Source organism: Xanthomonas sp. WHRI 6108 (assembly GCF_040202385.2).
Classification (GTDB): domain Bacteria; phylum Pseudomonadota; class Gammaproteobacteria; order Xanthomonadales; family Xanthomonadaceae; genus Xanthomonas; species Xanthomonas arboricola.
Genome location: NZ_CP168198.1, coordinates 1,558,899 through 1,578,895, shown reverse-complemented (window position 1 = coordinate 1,578,895; position 19,997 = coordinate 1,558,899). Strand labels below are relative to the sequence as shown.

18 protein-coding genes are annotated in these 19,997 nt (G+C 65.5%); 11 read left to right on the top strand and 7 right to left on the bottom strand.

Annotation, left to right across the window (positions count from 1 at the left end):
- A complete protein-coding gene (locus tag ABQ039_RS06825) occupies positions 1–960 on the top strand; it encodes an acetyl-CoA carboxylase carboxyltransferase subunit alpha (RefSeq protein WP_016902405.1) in 960 nt (319 codons plus the stop codon).
- Between the two features lie 85 nt (positions 961–1,045).
- Positions 1,046–1,801, top strand: a complete 756-nt coding sequence (locus ABQ039_RS06820; RefSeq protein ID WP_046342159.1) for a tetratricopeptide repeat protein — start codon at positions 1,046–1,048, stop codon at positions 1,799–1,801.
- 289 nt (positions 1,802–2,090) lie between these two features.
- Here ABQ039_RS06820 and ABQ039_RS06815 read toward each other — a convergent pair whose 3' ends face one another.
- Entirely contained in the window at positions 2,091–2,537 is a 447-nt protein-coding gene (locus ABQ039_RS06815; protein WP_349778471.1) for a CopD family protein, read from the bottom strand.
- A gap of 74 nt (positions 2,538–2,611) precedes the next feature.
- Between ABQ039_RS06815 and ABQ039_RS06810 the strand changes: the two genes are divergently transcribed.
- Together ABQ039_RS06810 and ABQ039_RS06805 are read left to right on the top strand one after the other, a co-directional pair.
- Positions 2,612–3,214, top strand: a complete 603-nt coding sequence (locus ABQ039_RS06810) for a class I SAM-dependent methyltransferase (protein ID WP_039522663.1) — start codon at positions 2,612–2,614, stop codon at positions 3,212–3,214.
- 489 nt (positions 3,215–3,703) lie between these two features.
- Positions 3,704–5,011, top strand: a complete 1,308-nt coding sequence (locus tag ABQ039_RS06805; RefSeq protein ID WP_016904270.1) for a polyhydroxyalkanoate depolymerase — start codon at positions 3,704–3,706, stop codon at positions 5,009–5,011.
- Positions 5,012–5,885: 874 nt separating this feature from the next.
- On the opposite strand, the gene ABQ039_RS06800 is transcribed toward ABQ039_RS06805, so the two are convergent.
- Together ABQ039_RS06800 and ABQ039_RS06795 are read right to left on the bottom strand one after the other, a co-directional pair.
- Positions 5,886–6,797, bottom strand: a complete 912-nt coding sequence (locus tag ABQ039_RS06800) for a sensor domain-containing protein (RefSeq protein WP_104568733.1) — start codon at positions 6,795–6,797, stop codon at positions 5,886–5,888.
- Entirely contained in the window at positions 6,794–7,156 is a 363-nt protein-coding gene (locus ABQ039_RS06795; RefSeq protein ID WP_016904272.1) for a PadR family transcriptional regulator, read from the bottom strand. The genes ABQ039_RS06800 and ABQ039_RS06795 overlap by 4 nt, the downstream gene beginning before the upstream one ends.
- A 336-nt stretch (positions 7,157–7,492) precedes the next feature.
- On the opposite strand from ABQ039_RS06795, the gene ABQ039_RS06790 reads away from it, so the two are divergent.
- Positions 7,493–9,052, top strand: coding sequence for an alginate export family protein (locus ABQ039_RS06790; RefSeq protein ID WP_180968785.1), 1,560 nt, complete (start codon positions 7,493–7,495; stop codon positions 9,050–9,052).
- A 128-nt stretch (positions 9,053–9,180) separates the two neighbouring features.
- Here ABQ039_RS06790 and ABQ039_RS06785 read toward each other — a convergent pair whose 3' ends face one another.
- Positions 9,181–10,539 carry a hypothetical protein gene (locus tag ABQ039_RS06785; protein WP_349778470.1) on the bottom strand — a complete coding sequence of 453 codons (1,359 nt, stop codon included), beginning with the start codon at positions 10,537–10,539 and terminating at the stop codon, positions 9,181–9,183.
- A 155-nt stretch (positions 10,540–10,694) separates the two neighbouring features.
- Here ABQ039_RS06785 and ABQ039_RS06780 point away from each other — a divergent pair, with 155 nt between their 5' ends.
- From ABQ039_RS06780 to ABQ039_RS06770, 3 genes are all read left to right on the top strand, one after another.
- Positions 10,695–11,369 carry a DUF502 domain-containing protein gene (locus ABQ039_RS06780; RefSeq protein ID WP_024940643.1) on the top strand — a complete coding sequence of 225 codons (675 nt, stop codon included), beginning with the start codon at positions 10,695–10,697 and terminating at the stop codon, positions 11,367–11,369.
- A 4-nt stretch (positions 11,370–11,373) separates the two neighbouring features.
- Entirely contained in the window at positions 11,374–12,150 is a 777-nt protein-coding gene (locus tag ABQ039_RS06775; RefSeq protein WP_179464804.1) for a queuosine precursor transporter, read from the top strand.
- Positions 12,151–12,363: 213 nt separating this feature from the next.
- Complete coding sequence (locus ABQ039_RS06770; RefSeq protein ID WP_181140978.1) at positions 12,364–12,966, top strand: LysE family translocator; 603 nt, start codon at positions 12,364–12,366, stop codon at positions 12,964–12,966.
- Here the strand turns inward: ABQ039_RS06770 and ABQ039_RS06765 are convergent.
- Positions 12,930–13,763, bottom strand: coding sequence for an AraC family transcriptional regulator (locus ABQ039_RS06765; protein WP_181140979.1), 834 nt, complete (start codon positions 13,761–13,763; stop codon positions 12,930–12,932). The genes ABQ039_RS06770 and ABQ039_RS06765 overlap by 37 nt on opposite strands.
- A 190-nt stretch (positions 13,764–13,953) precedes the next feature.
- On the opposite strand from ABQ039_RS06765, the gene ABQ039_RS06760 reads away from it, so the two are divergent.
- Entirely contained in the window at positions 13,954–15,894 is a 1,941-nt protein-coding gene (locus ABQ039_RS06760) for a DUF885 family protein (RefSeq protein WP_349778469.1), read from the top strand.
- A gap of 6 nt (positions 15,895–15,900) precedes the next feature.
- Here the strand turns inward: ABQ039_RS06760 and mmuM are convergent, their stop codons facing one another.
- Together mmuM and mmuP are read right to left on the bottom strand one after the other, a co-directional pair.
- Positions 15,901–16,863, bottom strand: coding sequence for a homocysteine S-methyltransferase (mmuM, locus tag ABQ039_RS06755; protein WP_349778468.1), 963 nt, complete (start codon positions 16,861–16,863; stop codon positions 15,901–15,903).
- On the bottom strand, positions 16,860–18,257 hold the full coding sequence (mmuP, locus tag ABQ039_RS06750) for an S-methylmethionine permease (protein WP_349778467.1): 1,398 nt from the start codon (positions 18,255–18,257) through the stop codon (positions 16,860–16,862). Before mmuP ends, mmuM begins: the two co-directional genes overlap by 4 nt.
- Positions 18,258–18,562: 305 nt before the next feature.
- Here mmuP and ABQ039_RS06745 point away from each other — a divergent pair, with 305 nt between their 5' ends.
- Both ABQ039_RS06745 and ABQ039_RS06740 read left to right on the top strand, forming a co-directional pair.
- A complete protein-coding gene (locus ABQ039_RS06745; protein WP_024940636.1) occupies positions 18,563–18,952 on the top strand; it encodes a VOC family protein in 390 nt (129 codons plus the stop codon).
- A gap of 143 nt (positions 18,953–19,095) precedes the next feature.
- Positions 19,096–19,989: an ABC transporter ATP-binding protein gene (locus ABQ039_RS06740; protein WP_104542984.1), complete on the top strand. Its 894-nt coding sequence runs from the start codon at positions 19,096–19,098 to the stop codon at positions 19,987–19,989.
- Positions 19,990–19,997 lie beyond the last annotated feature (8 nt).

The following is a 19,997-nucleotide window of genomic DNA, read 5'->3' as shown; positions in this document are numbered from 1 at the left end:
ATGAATCCTAACTACCTCGACTTCGAGCAACCCATCGCCGATCTGGAAGCAAAGATCCAGGAACTGCGCAAGGCCAGCACCGGTCCTGCAGTCAACGTGGACACCGAGGTGCGTGCGCTGCGCGACAAGCTGCGCGTGCGTACCGCACAGATCTTCCGCGACCTGTCGGCCTGGCAGGTCTCGCAGCTGGCGCGCCACCCGCAGCGCCCGTACACGCTGGACTACATCAACACCATCTGCGACGAATTCCAGGAACTGGCCGGCGACCGCGCCTATGCCGACGACAAGGCGATCGTCGGTGGCCTGGGCCGCATCGATGGCCGCGCGGTGGTGATCATCGGCCATCAGAAGGGCCGCGACACCAAGAGCAAGGTTGCCCGCAATTTCGGCATGCCGCGCCCGGAGGGCTACCGCAAGGCGCTGCGCCTGATGAAGCTGGCCGAGCGTTTCCGCCTGCCGTTGCTGACCTTCATCGACACCCCGGGCGCCTATCCGGGCATCGGCGCCGAAGAGCGCGGCCAGTCCGAAGCGATCGCGCGCAACCTGCTGGAGATGGCCGAACTGAAGATCCCGGTGATCTGCACCGTGATCGGCGAAGGCGGCTCCGGCGGCGCGCTGGCGATCGGCGTGGGCGACCGCACCTTGATGCTGGAATACGGCACCTATTCGGTGATTTCGCCCGAAGGCTGCGCCTCGATCCTGTGGAAGGACGCGGCCAAGGCCAAGGACGCGGCCGAGCAGCTCGGCTTGACCGCCAAGCGCCTGAAAGGCCTGGGCCTGGTCGACAAGGTGATCCGCGAACCCACCGGCGGCGCGCATCGCAATCCCGAGCAGATGGGCAAGCGCCTCAAGGCGGTGCTGCTCAACGAGCTGGAAGCGCTGGAAAAGCTGCCGGTCGAGGGCCTGCTGCAGCGTCGTTACGAGCGCCTGCGCAGCTACGGCGCCTACGAAGGCAACTGATCGGAGGTCTGCCGGGGCGATGGTGCTGCACGCAGCATTGCCAGCCAGCAAGACGATTGCCCACCATGGAAGGACCTGTTCGGATATGAGCCCGCTACTTCTGCTGTCGCTGGTATTGCAGGCCGCCTGCTGCGTACACGTGGTGCGCAGCGGCCGCCCGCTGTACTGGATCTTCATCTTGCTGGCGTTTTCGTTGCTGGCGGTCCTGGTCTACGTGTGCGTGGCGGTGATCCCGGACCTGCGCAACGACCCGACGGCGCGCCGTGGCCTGCGCAAGGTGCGTCAGCGCATCGATCCGCAACGCGAACAACGTGATGCATCGCGCCAGCTGGATGTGGCCGACACCCCCGAGAATCGCCGTCGCCTCGCGCAGACGCTGCTGGAACAGGGCGACTACGCGCGTGCCGCCGAGCTGTATCAGGGCGCGCTGCGCGGCATCTACCAGGACGATCCGGACCTGATGCTGGGCCTGGCCAAGGCCCAGTACGGGCTGGGCCAGGCCGCAGACACACGCAAGACGCTGGACGCGTTGATCGCGGCCAATCCGAATTTCCGTTCGCACGACGGGCACCTGCTGTACGCGCGCGCAGTCGAAGACAGCGGCAGCATCGACGAGGCGCTGCACGAATACGAGACGCTTGCGCAAGGCTATCCGGGCGAAGAGGCACGCGTGCGTTATGCGCAGCTGTTGTTGCGCGCCGCGCGCCCGCAAGACGCCAGGGCCGTCTTCGAGCAGGTGCTGCGCCACGCAGCCGCCTCCCCCAAGCATTACCAGCGCGAGCAGCGCGCCTGGATCGACCTGGCGCGCAAGGGGCTGAGCGAGCTCGGCGCCCAGGCGTGATCGCCGCCTGACGCAATACTCAAGCGGCGAAACACAGAGGATGCGCGCACCGTGTGTCCAGAAGACCTGGTACGCAACCGAGGGCGCCGCCATGCCCAGAAAGGATGGGGGATAGCGGCAAGCCTGAAGGCCCGGATCGATCACCTGCTGCAATCGTCGATGCAGCCGTTTCGCAATCGCGCCCTGGCGGAATCCCTCGACCATCCGCGCCACATCACCGCCGTGCTGCGCGAACACGCCAGCGACGACCGGCGCATCCGGCAAGCGCATGCACTGCCCGGGCGTTGTGTCAGAACGGCTTGGCCAGCACCAGCCAGATCACCCCGACCAGCAACACCACCGGCAATTCATTGAACAGCCGCAATGCGCGGCCACTGGGCAGGCTGCGGCCCTGATCCACGCCCTTCAACCAGCGCCCGGCCACGATGTAATGCGCCAGGATCAAGGCCACCGCAAACAGTTTTGCGTGCAGCCAGCCACCGGCCACCATCGTCGGGAAATCCGGAATCACCCGATAGCCCTGCCACAGCACCGCGCCCAGCAGCAGCGCCAGCCCCAGCATGCTGTGGCCGAATTTGTAGAGGCGGCGCCCCATCAGCACCAGGCGCGTGCGCACCGCAGGCTCGGCACCGGCTTCGGCGATATTGACCAGGATGCGTGGCAGGTAGAACACCGCCGCCATCCACGCAGTGACGAACAACAGATGGAAGGTCTTGATCCACAGGTACAGGGTCATGTGCTGGCTTCGCTGGCTGGCGTAGGATGGCCCGCATTTTCACCTATCCACTGACGCGAAAGCACCTGACGTCCATGTCCGAACCCGACGACAAGCAGTACGACGCCCACTATTTCCGCCGCTGGTACCGGGATGCCGGGCTGGCCGACCCTGCGCGTCTGCGACGCAAGGTCGCACTGGCAGTGAGCCAGGCCGAGTACTACCTGGAGCGCCCGATCCGCAGCGTGCTGGATATCGGCTGCGGCGAGGCGGCCTGGCGCGCGCCATTGCTGGCGTTACGCCCCAAGCTGAGCTATCTGGGCTTCGACAGCAGCGCCTACGCGGTGCAGCGTTACGGACGCAGCCGGCAGATCCACCCTGCCCGCTTTGGCGATTTCGCCTGGCTGCGCCCGTGCGCGCCGGTGGATCTGCTGATCTGCTCGGACGTGCTGCATTACGTGCCCACGCGCGAGTTCAACCAGGGCCTGCCGGGGTTGGCCGAGATGTGCGCGGGCGTGGCATTTCTGGAGACCTTCGCCGAAGAGGATGCCTTCGAAGGCGACCACGATGGGTTTCAGGCGCGGCCGGCGCGCTGGTATCGGCGCCGCTTCGCCAGCGTGGGGTTTGCTGCACTCGGCTCGCACTGCTGGTTGTCGCCGCAATTGGCCGATGAGGCGTCTGCGCTGGAGCGCGGCTGAGCAGGACGTTGGCCGGTTGAGGCACGCATGGCGAGTGGCTTCGCCGCGTCCCCTCACCCCACCCCCTCTCCCGCAGGAGAGGAGCTTTAGTTCACGCATCCCTCCTCGCACGCTGAGCGGCTTCATTCCCTTCTCCCGCCGGGAGAGGGTGCCCCGCGGGGGCGGATGAGGGTGCGTGCGAAGCCTGGTGGGGATCGAGCGCTGATGAGGGTTGAGTGCACTGGGCTTTGCCGCGCACCTCACCCATCCCTGCCCTGCAGGAAAGAAGAATCGTCCAGCAGCCATAGGGTTCTGCGACGAACGCGCGCTTTCGGCTCGCGCAGCCATCCAAAGAATTATCACCAACGGCACACCAAATCGCAGCAAATCAGGCCGCTAACGCCTGCCATAAGTCGTATGACAGCCTCTACCGTCCGCAGCCCCATTAAGGTGCAAATGCGCCAAAGGGGGTATGCTGCGCGGCAGCAAAGAGCCGCACGGATGGGTGGAATGCTTTATCAACTGCACGAGCTGACCCGCAATCTGCTAGCCCCTTGGGTGCACCAGGCCCAGGCGAACGCCAAGATGTTCTCCGACCCCGACAGTCTGTGGGCCTCGCTCCCGGGCGCCGAACGCATGGCGGCCGGCAATGAGCTGTTCCATCGCCTGGGCAAGGAATACGAAAAGCCGGCCTGGGCGCTCGACGATGTCGAGGTCGACGGCCATTCGTTGCCGATCATCGAACGCGAGGTGCTGAGCAAGCCGTTCTGCCGTCTGCTGCGCTTCAAGCGTTTCAGCGACCATGTCGAGCTGATCGGCACGATGAAGCAGCAGCCGGCCGTGCTGGTGGTGGCGCCCTTGTCCGGCCACCACGCCACCCTGTTGCGCGACACCGTGCGCACCCTGCTGCGCAACCACAAGGTCTATGTCACCGACTGGGTCGATGCGCGCATGGTGCCGCTGGAAGCCGGCGCCTTCCGGCTCGAGGACTACATCAGCTACATCCAGGAGTTCATCCGTCACATCGGCGCCGAGCGCCTGCATGTGGTGAGCGTGTGTCAGCCCACCGTGCCGGTGCTTGCGGCGGTGTCGTTGATGGCCACCAACGATGAGCCCACGCCGCGCTCGCTGGTGATGATGGGCGGGCCGATCGATGCGCGCCGCAGCCCGACCCAGGTCAACAACCTGGCCACCGAAAATGGTATCGAGTGGTTCCAGAACAACCTGATCCACACCGTGCCGTTCCCGTATCCGGGCCACGGCCGGCAGGTGTATCCGGGCTTCCTGCAGCATGCCGGCTTCCTGTCGATGAACCCCAACCGGCACGTGATGTCGCACTGGGATTTCTACACCGATCTGGTCAAGGGCGACCTGCAGGACGCGCAGGCGCACCGGCAGTTCTACGACGAATACAACGCCGTGCTCGACATGCCGGCCGAGTATTACCTGGACACCATCCGCGTGGTGTTCCAGGACTTCCTGCTGCCGCAGGGCAAGTGGAAAGTGGATGGCCAGCTGGTCAAGCCGTCGGCGATCCGCAATACCGCACTGCTCAGCATCGAGGGCGAACTGGACGATATCGCCGGCCTTGGTCAGACCGAAGCGGTGCACGATCTGTGCACCGGGATCGACGCGGCGCATCGTCGTCATCTGGTGGTGGAAGGTGCCGGTCACTACGGCATCTTCAGCGGCCGTCGCTGGCGCGAAGTGGTGTACCCGCAGGTGCGCGAATTCATCGCTCGCTACGATGCCGACCCGGTCGGCAGCCGCGACCCCGCCACCGTCACCCCGATCCGCAAGCGCGGCAAGCGCGCCTGATCGGCCGACAAAAAACGCCCCTTGATCGAGACCGATCAAGGGGCGTTTTTTTATGCGCAGATTTTTGGTTCGCGTAAAGACAGCGCACTGCGTGGCAACGTACGTGGCGCCCGCACAAGACAGTTTGCCGGTCGCTTTATTGAAACTGCTTGCCACCACACACACCGACCATCTTCGATGGTCCTTGCCTGCTCACCGTCGCGGGACCTTACGCGGCACGGATGCCGCGTAAGAGCCTACACGGACGTACTTGCGGCGTGTCCTACGAGGGTGGGCGGGCAAGGGCCCTTCAGCCAAACCGCAGATCCACCGCTCCACAACTGATCCATGCGCGCTATCCAGACTCCTCATGACGCAACGTCTAGAACAATCGAGACTTAAAACGGTGGCGTCGTTTAGCCACAATCGGATGCTTAACTCAAAAGCTTGTGATTCGAGCGCGCGGTGCCCTCGCCGCTCGCGGGACACGCCGTGAATCCGTCCCTGGAGGCTCCTCAGCGGCATCCATGCCGCTGAGGGTCCCGCAACCGGCGAGGACACCGCACCAGAGAGTTGGTCGATTGTTTGTTTAAAACCCTGCGCACCGACCATCTCGACTGGTCCTTGCCCGCTCACCGTCGCGGGACCTTACGCGGCATGGATGCCGCGTAAGAGCCTACAAGGACGTACTTGCGGCGTGTCCTGCGAGGGTGGGTGGGCAAGGGCCCTGCTGCCAAGCCACAGAGCGGCCGCCCTGCAACTGCTCCATCCGTACTGTCCAACCACCTACACGACCACGGGACCTCAAGTCGTCTTTCAGGCCTTGCACTGCAGACTACGTAACACTGCAGCGATCGCAGCCACGTGCCACACAACCCGCAATCACACGATGCACTCAGCCTTCACCGCTCTTGACCAGCAGGTGCTTGGCGAACATGCCGTGCAGCTTGCCGAAGGCGCGTGCCAGATGCAGCGTGACGAACAGCAGCAGCACGCCCACGACGAACAACGGCAGCGTCAGCCAAGCGCTGGTGACATCCACGCCATCCCAGGTCAGCACCGCCGTGTTGTCGAACAGCAGCACCAGCGGTGAAGCGGCCAGGCCCAGCGCCAACGACAACAAGGTGGTGAACACGCTGAAGTAGACGATGCCCAGCGGCAGCATCAGCAGGAAGTACAGCATCGTGCTCCAGGTACGCGCATCGGTGAACATCGCGCCGATGCGTTGCAGCCAGCCGCCTTGCGCCCCCGGATGGGCGGGACGACGCGGCATGCGCACGCCCAGCAGCGTCTCCACCACGCGGCCTTCCACCAGCGACAGCACCCGCACCGATCCGAAGAACAGCACCAGCAACGGCACGCCGATGATCAGGATCATCAAGCCGGCCGACAGACTCGCACCGGTAATCACCCAGGTGAAATAGAACACGCCGGTGACCAACGACAACAACATGTAGAACAGCGCGCCGTAGCTGCGTGGATCGGCAGCCACGCCGAAGAACCTGCCGAACCATGTGCTGCGTCTGCGCGGCAGCGGCGGGCGCAGTGCACGTGTCACTGTCACTTCGGTTTCGCGATAGATCTCGGCCACTTCATCCGGTGCACCATAGCTGCCTGCCACGCCGGCGATTACTTCCGCTTCGCTCTTGCCGGCTTGCTCGGCCAGTTCGGCGCGTAAGTACTCTTCGGCGTCGTAGAGCGCGTCCTGGATCATCGCCGGGTCCGCGCCGGCCAGGGCCTGGCGCAGTTGTGCCAGGTAATCGGGAATGGTGGTCGGCAACGGGCGTGCCTGCGCAATGGTCGTCATGAGTGGGTCCCCTCCAGCACTGAGTCAACGGAATCGCGGGTGGCGCGCCAGGCGGCGGTCCAGTCGCGCAGGCAATCACGCCCGGTTTGGGTGATGCGGTAATAGCGCCGCGGTGGGCCGGACGCCGACGGCTCGACATGGCTTTGCAGCAACCCTGCCCCCTCCAGATTGCGCAGCACCGGATACAACGCGCTCTGCTTGCCGCTCAGCACGCCGTCCAGCCGCTCCATGCGCTTGGCGATCAGATAGCCGTACAGCGGCTCCTCGGCCTGCGCCAGCACTGCCAACAGCGCCAGCGACACCGTGCCGGCACTCAGCTCTTTCTGAAATTTCCGCAGGTAGGCATCGGGTTCGCTCATCGGCCATCTCCGCTAGGTCGAAGGCAATGCTATTGCGAAGTTGGGTATAGTGGATGTGCCGGTAGTCATGAGGCGGGAATTGGGGATTGGGGATTGGGGATTCGCAGAGCATTCCGGCCGAGAATTTCCTTGCGTTGACTCAAGCGGACTGAAGAAGAACTGACGCATCACTTGCACGCCTGCTTTTGCAAATCCCCAATCACGACTCCCCAATCCCCACTCATGTGCTTAGAACCATTGGGTTACTCCCTTTGCGGCAGCGCTCCACTACAGTCAGTGCCCACTGAGCCGATACCACTCGCTCAGACGACTCACTTTTTTCGATAGGGCGACACGATGCGACTAGCACGCTTGGCACAGCCGGCCATGGCTGAAACTTCCTTTGGTGCCACCCGGCGCCTGTGCTTGGCGATCGGGTTGTCACTGCCGGGACTGGGGTTTGCGCAGGCGCAGACCGCGCCGGTCAACGCCGAGCAGACCCAGCCGGAGCCTGCAAAGGCTGCGCCCGCCGCTCCGGCAGCGCCCGCTGCCGCGAAGGGTTATCCGCTGGAAGCGCAGGGTTGGGGCGCCAAGCAGGGCGGCAACATGTGGCAGGTGCGTTGGGCCGAAGACTGGTCGTATCTGAAGGATCCGTCCAAGCGCAAGAGTCCGTTCGATCCGCTCAAGTACATCCCGTTCAATGAATCGGGCGATGTGTATGTCTCGCTCAGCAATGAATTGCGCGTGCGCAGCAACACCATCACCAATCCCGGTTTGATTCCCGGCAGCCATTCGCAGCAGCAGTATCTGTTGCGCGCGTTCTTCGGCGCCGACTTCCATGTCGGCGAGCATTTCCGTCTGTATACGGAACTGGCGCACGGCAGCCTGGATGGACGCAACGAAGGTACCAAGACCGGCACGCAGGAAAACAACGCGATCCTGCAGCAGGTGTTCTTCGATGTGAAAGGACGCGTCAAAGATGCCGACCTCGGCCTGCGAGTCGGTCGTCAGGTGTTTGTCGATGGCCCCACCACGCTGATGGCATTGCGCGACAACACCGATATCTTCGTGACCTTCAACGGAGTGCGCGCCTGGGCGATCGGCGAAAAGACCCGCGTGGACCTGTTCGATTTCAACTTCAACCTCGATGGCACCGAAGGCCTGGGCGACGATCGCATCGACCGCTCGCGGCACTTCCGCGGCGTGGTCGGCGGCTATCGCATGCCGACCGCCAAGCCGATGTACCTGGAGCCGTTCTTCTACCAGTTCCGCAACGACAATCAGGTCTGGGGCCGGCAGACCGCCGAAGAAAACCGCAACTATTACGGCCTGCGCCTGTGGGGCAATGTGGGCAAGCTGCGCACCGACTCGTTCGTGACCGTGCAGCGCGGCAGCTACGGCGGGCGCGATCTGCGTGCCTACATGGCCAGCACCTCCAATGCCTGGACGCTGAGCGAATCGGGCTGGAAACCGCGGCTGGGCTTCCATAGCGAAATCGCTTCCGGCGGCGGTGGCACCTCCGGCACCGGCACGCTGCGCAACAACAACTTCCTGTACGGCAATACGATCTACTTCAGCTGGGCCACGTTCTTCGGCCCGGTCAACCTGGTCACCGCCGCGCCCACGTTCACCTTCTCGCCCACTTCCAAGATCACCGTGAACCTGGAATGGGAAACCCTGTGGCGGCAGACCACCAGCGATGCGATCTACAACAACCAGGCACGCGCCTACGCCCGCACGCAGAGCACCGGCGAGCGCCGCATCGGCACCATGCCGCGCATCAACGCCACCTGGAACATCGACCCGAACTGGTCGGTGACCTTCCGCGCCGAACACCTGATGGCCGGGCCCGCGCTCGAAAAGGCCGGTTACGGCGATTCGACCTTCGTGATGGGCTGGTTGAACTTCCGGTTCTAAGTAGGGGCATCACGCTGATGTAGTGCCTGACAACGCCACCCGGGATCCGTTCCTGGGTGGCGTTGCTCGTTATGCAATCAGCGACGCGTGCTTGCCTGCCCTGGTGTCGCCTTCTGCAGCCGCAAGTGTCACGGCTTGCCCTGCATCGCTGCTGCCTGTGCCACCTTGCTTGCCGCCAATGGCATCTGCAGGTTGGCGTGATCGCTGCGCGCGTAACGCGGCAGTTCTAGCGTCTTTCCATCTTTTACAGCGGTGATGTCGCGCCCTGGTCGGATCAGCGTGGCGGGCAGTTGATCCAAGCGCTGCGCCAGCGTCTGTTGCTCGGCAGGATGCGCACGTAGCCACAGCACTGCCGAGGTCAGCCGCGTTGTCGCGGCCAGATCCTGCAACTGCCATTGATACTGCGCGCTATCCATATGCTCCACGTCGGCGAACAGGCAGCCGATTGCGTTAGCGATACAGGCGAAGGTCACTGTTGGCGCGGCGGGTATGGCACTGGTCGCCACCTTGCGGTCCTGCTCCAGCTGCGTGCGCACGTCGGTGTGGCAGGCCCAGGTGTAATACGGCGCGGTCAGTGCACGGGTTCGTTCAACGTCCAGCAGCGGCGGTACCAACCTGTCGTACCAGCGCCGCTGCTCGCCGCCGGCTTCGACGACCGCGCGGTAATTGGCGCTGACCAAGCGTGCTTCGCCGCGTAGGCCTCCACACAGGCTGGTCTCATCCATCGTCAACGGCGCAAATGCCGCTTGGCAATGCGCAGGTAACGGCTGGGTGGACGGCAGTTCGCTCAGCATGTCGGTGAACAGCTCGGCGTTACCGCGCAACATGGCTGCCCCGATCATCGTCGCGATCAGTGTGTCCTGACCGCGCAACAGCACGCGCGCCACCTGTGCGTCCGCACACACGCCAGACAACGCAGCCTGCTGGTGGCCCTGGACGAAGTCCAGCGCGTGCTGGGTCATCGGCACACTCAACCCCTGCAACTCCGGCAGCGGTGTGTCGGCACGGGTCGGAAACAGATTGCGGTAATAGTCACGCGATGACAGCGTGGCGGCGCGCTGCAACAGCGGTGCCTGTGACATCAGCGCATCGGCATAGGCCTGGGGCTGAGCGCGCACCTTGTCCAGGCAGTCTGGAGTGGACCAGTTGCACTTGGGCGGTGCGGCGACTGGCCACGGCGGCGTGCGCGGATAGCGCGCTGCGTCGCTGACAAAATCGGCCGCAGTCCTGGTGTTCGCAAACCGCTGCAGATCGCGTGCCATCACGACGTCCTGTTCGGTAGCCGGCACGGCATACGGCAGCAACCAGAGTGCAGCAAATAGATTCGAGCCTGCCGGCGGTGCGGCTGGTGGTTGATCGATCTGCGCCAACGCCTGGCGCTGCGCGTCAGGAATCGGCCAGCGCGCGGAGATCGCGTACAGGGCCACCAGCAGGGCGATCAGGATGCATAGCCCCAGCAGGGCCGACTTGAGGAATTTGGCGAGCATGCGGGGGCAACCGTCCGTGGATGAGCTGTGTCATCTTAGAGCGGCCCGGACAGAGCCGCGAGTGGCATGGCGCCAATGCGCACTTGCCGTCTCCCCGGCGAACAAGGCGCGCTGCGCGCCTGCACCGGACGCGGCCGAATGCCTACAATGCGCGTATGTCCGAATCCCCCACTCCGCCCACCCGCCCTTCCCTGCAACGCGTCTTTCTGACCGGTTTGCTCACCCTGCTGCCGGTCTGGCTGACCTGGGTGGTGGTGAAGTTCGTGTTCTCGCTGTTGTCGGGCATCAGCAGCCCATGGGTGGTGCCGTTGTCCGAACGCATCGCCGCCTCGTTCCCCGACTATCTGGGCTGGATCAAGGCGCTGTGGGTGCAGAACACCATTGCGCTGATCGCCACCGTGGGCGCGATCCTGTTTGTCGGCATCCTCAGCCGGCGGGTGATCGGCCAGCGCCTGCTGCGCTGGTTCGAGGCGATCATGCGGCGCATCCCGCTGGCCAGCGTGGTGTACGACAGCGCGCGCAAATTGCTCGACATCCTGCAGACCCAGCCCGGCAGCACACAGCGCGTGGTGCTGATCGACTTCCCGCACCGGGACATGAAGTCGGTCGGTCTGGTCACGCGGGTGATCAAGGAACAGGGCACCGGCCGCGAGCTGGCAGCGGTGTACGTGCCGACCACGCCCAACCCGACCTCCGGCTATCTGGAGATCGTGCCGGTGGAGCTGCTCACGCCCACCGACTGGAGCGTGGACCAGGCGATGAGCTTCATCATCTCCGGCGGCGCAGTGGCGCCCGAATCGGTTCCCTTTACCCGTACCGCGGATCGCTAACGCCATGACACAGGTGCGCACCCTCGACGATCGTGCGGTTCGCCTGTTCATTGCGCTGGCCGCGTTCTTCTGCGTCAACGCGGCATTGGCCGAGTTCATCGGGGTCAAGATCTTCGCGCTGGAAGACACCCTCGGCATCGCGCCGTTGAACTGGAACCTGTTCGGCCAGACCGGCTCGCTCAGCTTCACCGCCGGCACCTTGCTGTGGCCGGTGGTGTTCATCATGACCGACACCATCAACGAGTTCTTCGGCAGCCGCGGGGTGCGTTTCATCTCGTGGGTGGCGGTGGCGCTGATCGGCTACGGCTTCGTGTTCGCGTTCGCCGCCATCGCACTGGCGCCGGCGGCTTGGTGGGTCACGGCGGCGCAGAGCCAGGGCGTGCCCGACTACCAGGCCGCCTTTGCAGCGGTGTTCGGCCAGGGGCTGTGGACGATCGGCGGCTCGCTGGTGGCCTTCCTGTTCGGCCAGTTGATCGATGTGTCGGTGTTCCATCGCATCCGCCGTGCCACCGGCGAAAAGCACGTGTGGCTGCGCGCCACCGGCTCCACGGCGGTGTCGCAGTTGGTGGACAGCTTCGTGGTGATCTACATCGCCTTCGTGCTCGGCCCGCAGCATTGGTCCATCGACCAGTTCCTGGCGGTGAGCACGCTCAACTACGTCTACAAGATGGGCTTTGCGATCGCACTGATCCCGCTGCTGTATCTGGCGCGCCGCGCCATCGGCGCATACCTGGGCGCCGAGCGCGCCGAGCAACTGCGCGAAGAAGCCGCCGCCGGCTGACAACGCAAGACCTGCCGACCGCAGCACTGCCAGGCGACGGCCAGCGCCCGTGGCTTGCACCCGGCCTCGTCGGTCATACGTGTCGCTGCCTGACGACCGCTGGCTGCGTTTACCGATCACGCAACGCCCGCAGCGACCGCCCATCGAAATTTTGTTCAATCCGTCGCCGCGCTCGCTGGCCATGCTGTTGCGCCCCGCTATGGATTCCGCGCCATGGACCATCTTGTCGCAATGGCCAGCTTCGCGCTGGTGTGCTCGATTTCGCCCGGGCCGGTCAACCTGGTCGCGCTGAGCACCGGCGCCAGCGCCGGCGCGCGTGCCGGGCACGGCCATGTGATCGGCGCCACCGTCGGCTTCGTCGCGCTGCTGTTGCTGGTGGGCATGGGACTGCAGCAGGTGCTGCTGCGCTGGCCGCTGCTCGGCCGTGCATTGCATCTGGCCGGGGTGGCGTTTCTGCTCTACATGGCCTGGCGCCTGCTGCGCGACGATGGCGTCATCCAGACCGCCGGGACGCGCCCGGCGGCCTCGTTCTGGACCGGTGCGGCGATGCAGTGGCTCAACCCCAAGGCCTGGTTGGCGGCGACCTCCGGCGTTGCCCTGTATGCGACGGCAGGCACCACGCAGCTGGCGGGTTTTGCGGCGTTGTATGCGCTGATCTGCTATCCCTCGCTGGGGTGCTGGTTGCTGGCCGGCGCCGTGCTGCGGCGGCACGTGCAGGTACCAAGGCAGCTGCGGCGGTTGAACCGGGTGCTGGCGGCGCTGCTGGTGCTGAGCGCGGTCTATCTGCTGACCGAATGGGGCACGGCATTGCGGTAACGCCCCGGCGTCACCGCCCAGGCACGTTTGAAGCTGCGCTGCAGATGCGCCTGGTCGGCGTAGCCATGCGCGTAGGCGACCTCGGCAATGTCACCGCCGCGCCGCAAGGCCTCGCGCGCACGCTGGAAACGGCAATCCAGCAGATACGCATGCGGGGTCAGCCCGTGCGCCTGACGAAAGCCGCGAATCAAGCGCGCCGCCGGCATCCCGGCCAGCGTGCACAGCTCGCGCAGCGAGACCGCACGCGCATGATGGGTCTGCAGATACTCGGCCACCCGCTGCATCGGCCCGGTATCGACCGCAAGCGCACGACTGATCGGCTCCACATGCAGATGCAGCCGCGCCACGAACGCGATCAACGCACTCTCGCGTGCCAGCGCATCGGCGTTGCCATCGGTCAACACGGCATGCATGCGCTCGAACGCGGCATAGGCAGCCGGGGTCTGGCACAGCGGCGCTGCCAGCATGTGCACATCCGCATTGGCGGCCAGGCCGAGTGCGCGTTGTTGTTCGCGCAGCCACGCCACGTCCAGATACAGCATGCGGAACGACCAGTCCTGCTGCTGATCCGGATTGCAGGCATGCACATCGCCAGGGTTGATCAGGGTCAGCGACCGCGCACCCACCTGCGCTTGCATGCGTCCATTGCGATAGCGCGCCAGCCCGCGATCGATCGCGCCCACCGACCATTGCTCATGCGTATGCGCGGCATAACACAGGCTGCGGCTGTTGATCACCTGGCGCAGTTCGACGAAGGGCAATGCCGGATCGCGCCAGAAGCCCTGCCCGCCCTGCACGGGCAGCTGCGTCCCGCATGTCGATTCATCCCTTGGCATGTGCACAAGCCTATCGCACTGCAACATGCCTGCGTGCTGCAGGCGTGCGCAGCGGGCTTCATGAATTCCAGGCGCCCCCCGTGTGCCGCATGGGTGGCCGGAACGGTGCGGATCGGGCAAGCTCCCCGCTCGCTTGTTCCCGGAGCCGGTAATGCCCCTCAGCTTTTCCCGCCTGCTGTCCCTGGCCCTGGCCGCCGTGCTGAGCCTGTCAGTGGCAGCGCCCGCCGACGCGGCCAAGAAGAAAACCGGCAAGGCACAGACCACGCAAACCCGCGCCAAGGCGAGCAAGGGCAAGAAGACCGCCAAGCCGGCGGCCAAGACCACCAGGGCCGCCAGGGGTGGCAAGGCCGCCAAGCCCAGGCCGCGTGCCGTGGCCGCACCGGTGGTGCTGACCAAGGCGCAGCAGCTCAATTTGCTCTACGACCAGTACTGGGATGCCTCGCTCAAGCTCAACCCGCTGCAGGCCACCTTCCAGGGCGAGACCCGCTACAACGACCAGTTGCCCAACTTCCTGTCGCCGGCGTTCCGGCAGCAGTCGCACGACTTCACCGTGCTGTGGCTGGGCAAGGCCGAGGCGCTGGGGCCGGACGGGCTGAGCGGGCAGGACCTGCTGAGCTACCAGATCTTCGTGCGCGATGCGCGCAGCGCACTGGCGGCCGAGCAGTTCCCCAGCTGGATGCTGCCGATCAATCAGTTCTACAACATCGCCAGCATCGCGGTGGTGCTGGGCTCGGGCACCGGCGCGCAGCCGTTCAAGACGGTCAAGGACTATGACAACTGGTCGCGGCGCGCGGTGGGCATCCCGGAGCTGTTCGACCAGGCCATCACCAACATGCGGGCCGGAATGCAGGCCGGCGTGGTGCAGCCGAAGGTATTGATGCAGAAGGTGCTGCCGCAGCTGGACGCGATCATCGCGCGCAATGCCGAAGACAGCCTGTTCTGGGGTCCAGTGCGCAACCTGCCGGCAGACATGCCCGAGGCCGACAAGCAGCGCATCACCGCCGAGTACAAGCGGCTGATCGAAGTGCGGATCATGCCGGCGTACCGGGCATTGCGCGGATTCATCGCCACCGAGTACCTGCCGGCCTGCCGCGACACCGACGGCCTGACCGCGCTGCCCAATGGCGCGGCCTGGTACGCCTACGACGTGCGCCAGAGCACCACCTCCGAGCTGACCCCGGAGCAGATCCATCAGATCGGGCTGGACGAGGTCGCGCGCCTGCAGGCAGAGATCGCCACGCTGGCCAAGCAGGTCAGGTTCCGCGGCAACCTGCCCAAGTTCTACAAGTTCATGCAGACCGACAGGCGCTTTGCGTTCCGCAGCGAAGCCGAACTGCTGGGCTACTACCGCGGCCTGCAGGGACGCGTACAGGCCGCGGTGCCGCGCCTGTTCAATGTGCAGGGCATGCCGGCGCTGGAAGTGCGCGTGGTGGAACCGCAGCGTGCGCAGTCGGCCGCCAGCGGCTCGTACATGCGTCCCAGCGGCGACGGCAGCACACCGGGCGTGTTCTACGTCAACACCTCCGACCTGGACACGCGCCGGACCTGGGAGACCGAGAGCCTGTATCTGCACGAGGCCATCCCCGGCCACCATTTCCAGCTCGGGCTGCAGCAGCAGCTGACCGACCTGCCCAAGTTCCGCCGCCTGGGCGGCGAGACCGCCTATATCGAGGGCTGGGGGCTGTATGCCGAATCGCTGGGCCGCGAACTGGGCCTGTATCAGGACCCGTACAACTACTACGGCTACCTGCAAAATGCGTTGTGGCGTGCGATTCGCCTGGTCACCGACACCGGCCTGCACAGCAAGGGCTGGACCCGCACCCAGGCGATCGACTACATGCTCAACAACTCGGCCATGACCCGGACCGATGCCGAGGCCGAGGTGGACCGCTACATGGCCATCCCCGGCCAGGCGCTGGCCTACAAGGTCGGCGAGATGAAGATCGCGCAGTTGCGCGAGCAGGCGCAACGCGAACTGGGCCCGCGCTTCGATGTGCGCGCCTTCCACACCGAAGTGCTCAAGGACGGCTCGGTGCCGCTGGATATCCTGCAGGACAAGATCCAGCGCTGGATCGCCACGCAGAAGGGCTGAGGCAGCTCAGCCCGCCACCCGCGCACGCGCCAGCGCGGCGATGTCGCGCGGTGTGGTGCGGCAGCAACCGCCGATCAGCCGCGCACCGGCCGCCAGCCACTGCGCATGCTGGTCGGCCAGGGTGCAGGCGGTCGTGCTGCCGGCATGCCACTGTTTTGCGCCGGCATCGTAGTGCTCGCCGGAATTGGGGTACACCACCAGCGGCAGCGTCGTCAGTGCGGACAATGTCTGCAACGCGACGGTGACCTGCTCCAGCGCAATGCAGTTGATGCCTACCGCGATCACCTGCGCACACGCATCCAGCGCGGGTACGACCTGCGCCAGCGCGGTGCCATCGCTTAAATGTGCCGCATCGCGCAGGGTGAACGAGAACCACGCGTGCAGCTGCGGGAACTCCTCCAGCAGCAGGCGCAGCGCGACGATCTCGTTGGCCGACGGCAGCGTCTCGCAAGCCAGCACATCCACCCCCGCCTCGGCCAACGCGGCGATGCGCGGGCGATGGAAGTCCATCAGTTGCGCCAGCGGCAGGGCGTAGTCGCCGCGGTATTCCGAGCCATCGGCCAGGTAGGCGCCGTACGGCCCGACCGACCCGGCCACCCATAACGGCGCGTGCTGCGGTCGCGCCTGCAGATGATCGGCACGCGCCTGTGCGGCCAGGTCTACGCTGCGTGCGATCAACGCCTGCGATTGCGCCAGGTCCAGCCCGCGCGCGGCAAAGCCCAGCGGCGTGGCCTGGTAGCTGGCGGTGATGGCGCATTGCGCGCCGGCAGCGAAATAGTCGCGATGCACCTGGTAGATCAGCTCCGGCTGCTCCATCAGCACGCGCGCCGACCACAGCGCATCGTTGAGATCGCAACCGCGCTGCTCCAGTTCGGTGGCGAGCGCGCCATCGAGCAGCACGTAGCCGTCCTGCTGCAGCGCCTGGCTGAAAGGCGCACCGGCGCGCGGCTGGCGCGGAAGAATCGTCATGCGGGTTGCCTCCTGCTCGCAAGCCATTGGGTGAGTGCGTAGGCGCCGTAGCACAGCGCCACAAACGGAATGCCGCACCACAGCGCAATGCGCTGCTGCGGATCGAATGCCAGGCCGATGCAGGCCAGCAGACAGAGTGCAAAGCCCAGCAGCGGCGTCCACGGATACCACGGTGCGCGATAGGCCAGGCTCTCCGGCGCGATGCCATCGCGCAGCAACTGGCGCCGGAACCGGTAGTGCGAGGCGCAGATGCTCAGCCACACCACCACCACCGCAAAGCCGGACACCGCCGAAATCGCCACGAACACGGTATCGGCCGCATAGACGCCGGTGAGCAGCGCCAACAGGCCGCCCAGCATGCTCAGTATCAGGGCCGGCAACGGGATGCCGCGCCGGGTCAGGCCTGCGAGCCGCGCCGGCAGCGTGCCCTCGTTGGCCAGCGACCACAGCATGCGCGCGGCCGCATACAGGCCGGAATTGGCTGCCGACAGGATCGCGGTCAGGATCACCGCATTCAATACATCGGCCGCATACGGGATGCCCAGCAACTCGAACGCGCGCACGAACGGGCTGGTGTCCACCGCCGCCTGCTCGGCCGGCAGCAACGCGGCCAGCACCAGCACGGTGCCGACGAACAACACCACCAGCCGCACCAGCGTGGTGCGGATCGCCAGCGGAATCGCACGCGCCGGCTGCGCGGTTTCGCCAGCGGCCACGCCGATCAACTCGGTGCCGGAAAAGGCGAAGTTCACCGCCACCATCGTCATCAGGATCGGCAGCGTGCCTTGCGCAAACCAGCCGTCGGCGCGCAGGTGGCGCAATCCGGGGGCCGGCGACCCATCGGCCAACGGCAGCACGCCGATCACCGCCGCGCCGCCAAGCACGATGAACAGCGCGATCGTGATCACCTTGATCAGCGAGAACCAGAATTCGCCCTCGGCAAACCAGCGCGCCGACACCGTGTTCAGGCCGAAGATCAGCGCGCAGAACAGCAGGCACCACGGCCATGCCGGTGTGTGCGGGAACCAGTACTGCATGCAGAACGCCGCCGCAGTCAGGCTCGAGCCCAGCGCCACCGTCCAGGTCAGCCAGTACAACCACGCCACCACGTACCCGGTGGCCGGTCCGAGATAACGCGCGGCATACACATGAAAGGCGCCGGTCTGCGGCATCGCCACCGCCAGCTCGCCCAGGCACTGCATCACCAGATACACCACCAGCGCGCCGATCAGATAGGCGATCACCGTGCCGAGCGCGCCGGTACTGGCGATGATGTAGCCGGTATTGAAGAACAGGCCGGTGCCGATCACGCCCCCCAGCGACAACATCACCAGGTGGCGCACCTGCATGCTGCGCTGGAATTGCGGTGCGGCGGTGGATGGCGACTCGGGCATCGGCGTGTCTGATCGGTGGCAACGCATCCTGCCATGCGCGGCCAGGCGAGCACAGCCATGCGATGGCAAGCTGTGACGGTGCACCAGCGTGCAACGGCCCGCGGGTATGCTTGCGTACTGTTTACCTGGAAGGTCGCCATGCCGCACGCCCTGCAACCACCCATGCATGCGAAGACGTCTCGCTCGACCAGCGCGGTGGTGCCCGCACGCGCACCGCATGGCACCGCCGCTGCGCGCAACGCATCGGCGTTCGCCGACAGTCTGGGCGCGTCGCAGCCGATCGCGCAGGGCTTGCGAGGTGCCGCATGAAGCTTGCCGGCATCCACCATGTCGCGATCATCGCCGGCGACTACGCGGTGTCCAAACGGTTCTACTGCGACATCCTGGGCCTGCGGGTGCTCGATGAGCATTACCGGCAGGCGCGCGATTCCTGGAAGCTGGACCTGGCACTGCCCGATGGCGGCCAGATCGAGCTGTTCTCGTTTCCCGCCGCACCGCTGCGCCCCAGCCGCCCGGAAGCACGCGGCCTGCGCCATCTCGCCTTCCGTGTCGAGGATCTGGACGCGGCCGTGGCGCATCTCACTGCGCATGGCGTGGTCACCGAAGACATCCGCATCGACGAGTACACCGGCCGCCGCTTCACCTTCTTCGCCGACCCGGATGACCTGCCGCTGGAGTTGTACGAAGTGGGTTGAGCGCAGCATCCCCTGCGGGTTCGGTCACATCCGCCGCACGGTCATGTCGAGCAGGCGTAGTCGATCGTCTCTGTGACTTTCGGCGCATGCGGCACTGCGGTCACGCCGTGAAGATCAGGCCACCCAGGACACAGGAACCGTCCATGCTGCAGATCCGTGCGCTGTCCAAGACCTACGCCAATGGCGTGCATGCGCTGCAAGGCGTCACGCTCGACATCCCGCGCGGCATGTTCGGCTTGCTGGGGCCAAACGGCGCCGGCAAGTCGTCGCTGATGCGCACGCTGGCCACGCTGCAGGAACCCGACTCGGGTAGCGTCAGCCTGACCGACGCCGATGGCAGCAGCATCGACGTACTTGCCGACAAGGACGCATTGCGGCGCCGGCTGGGCTATCTACCGCAGGATTTCGGCGTGTACCCGAAGGTGAGCGCGCTGGACATGCTCGATCACTTCGCCGTGCTCAAGGGGCTCACCGATCGCGGCCAACGCAAGGAGGTGGTTGAGCGACTATTGCAGCAGGTCAACCTGTGGGACGCGCGCAAACGCAAGCTCGGCACCTATTCCGGCGGCATGCGGCAACGCTTCGGCATTGCGCAGGCGCTGCTGGGCAATCCGCAACTGGTCATCGTCGACGAGCCCACCGCCGGGCTGGATCCGGAGGAGCGCAATCGTTTTCTCAATCTGCTGGCCGAAATCGGCGAAAACGTGGTGGTGATCCTGTCCACCCATATCGTCGAAGACGTCACCGACCTGTGTCCGACGATGGCCATCATGAACAAGGGCCAGGTGCTGCTCAGCGGGCGGCCCGCCGATGCGATCGACATGCTGCATCAGCAGGTCTGGCGCAAACAGGTCAGCAAGCAGGCATTGCCCGATTACGAGGCGCGCTTCACCGTGCTGTCCACGCGCCTGATTGCCGGCCACCCGGTGATCCACGTGTTCAGTGCCGACTGCCCGGAGCCGGGGTTCGAACAGGTCGCTCCCGATCTTGAGGATGTCTATTTCCAGCGCCTGCGCAAGCAAGCGCTGGCCGCCTGACGGAGCGC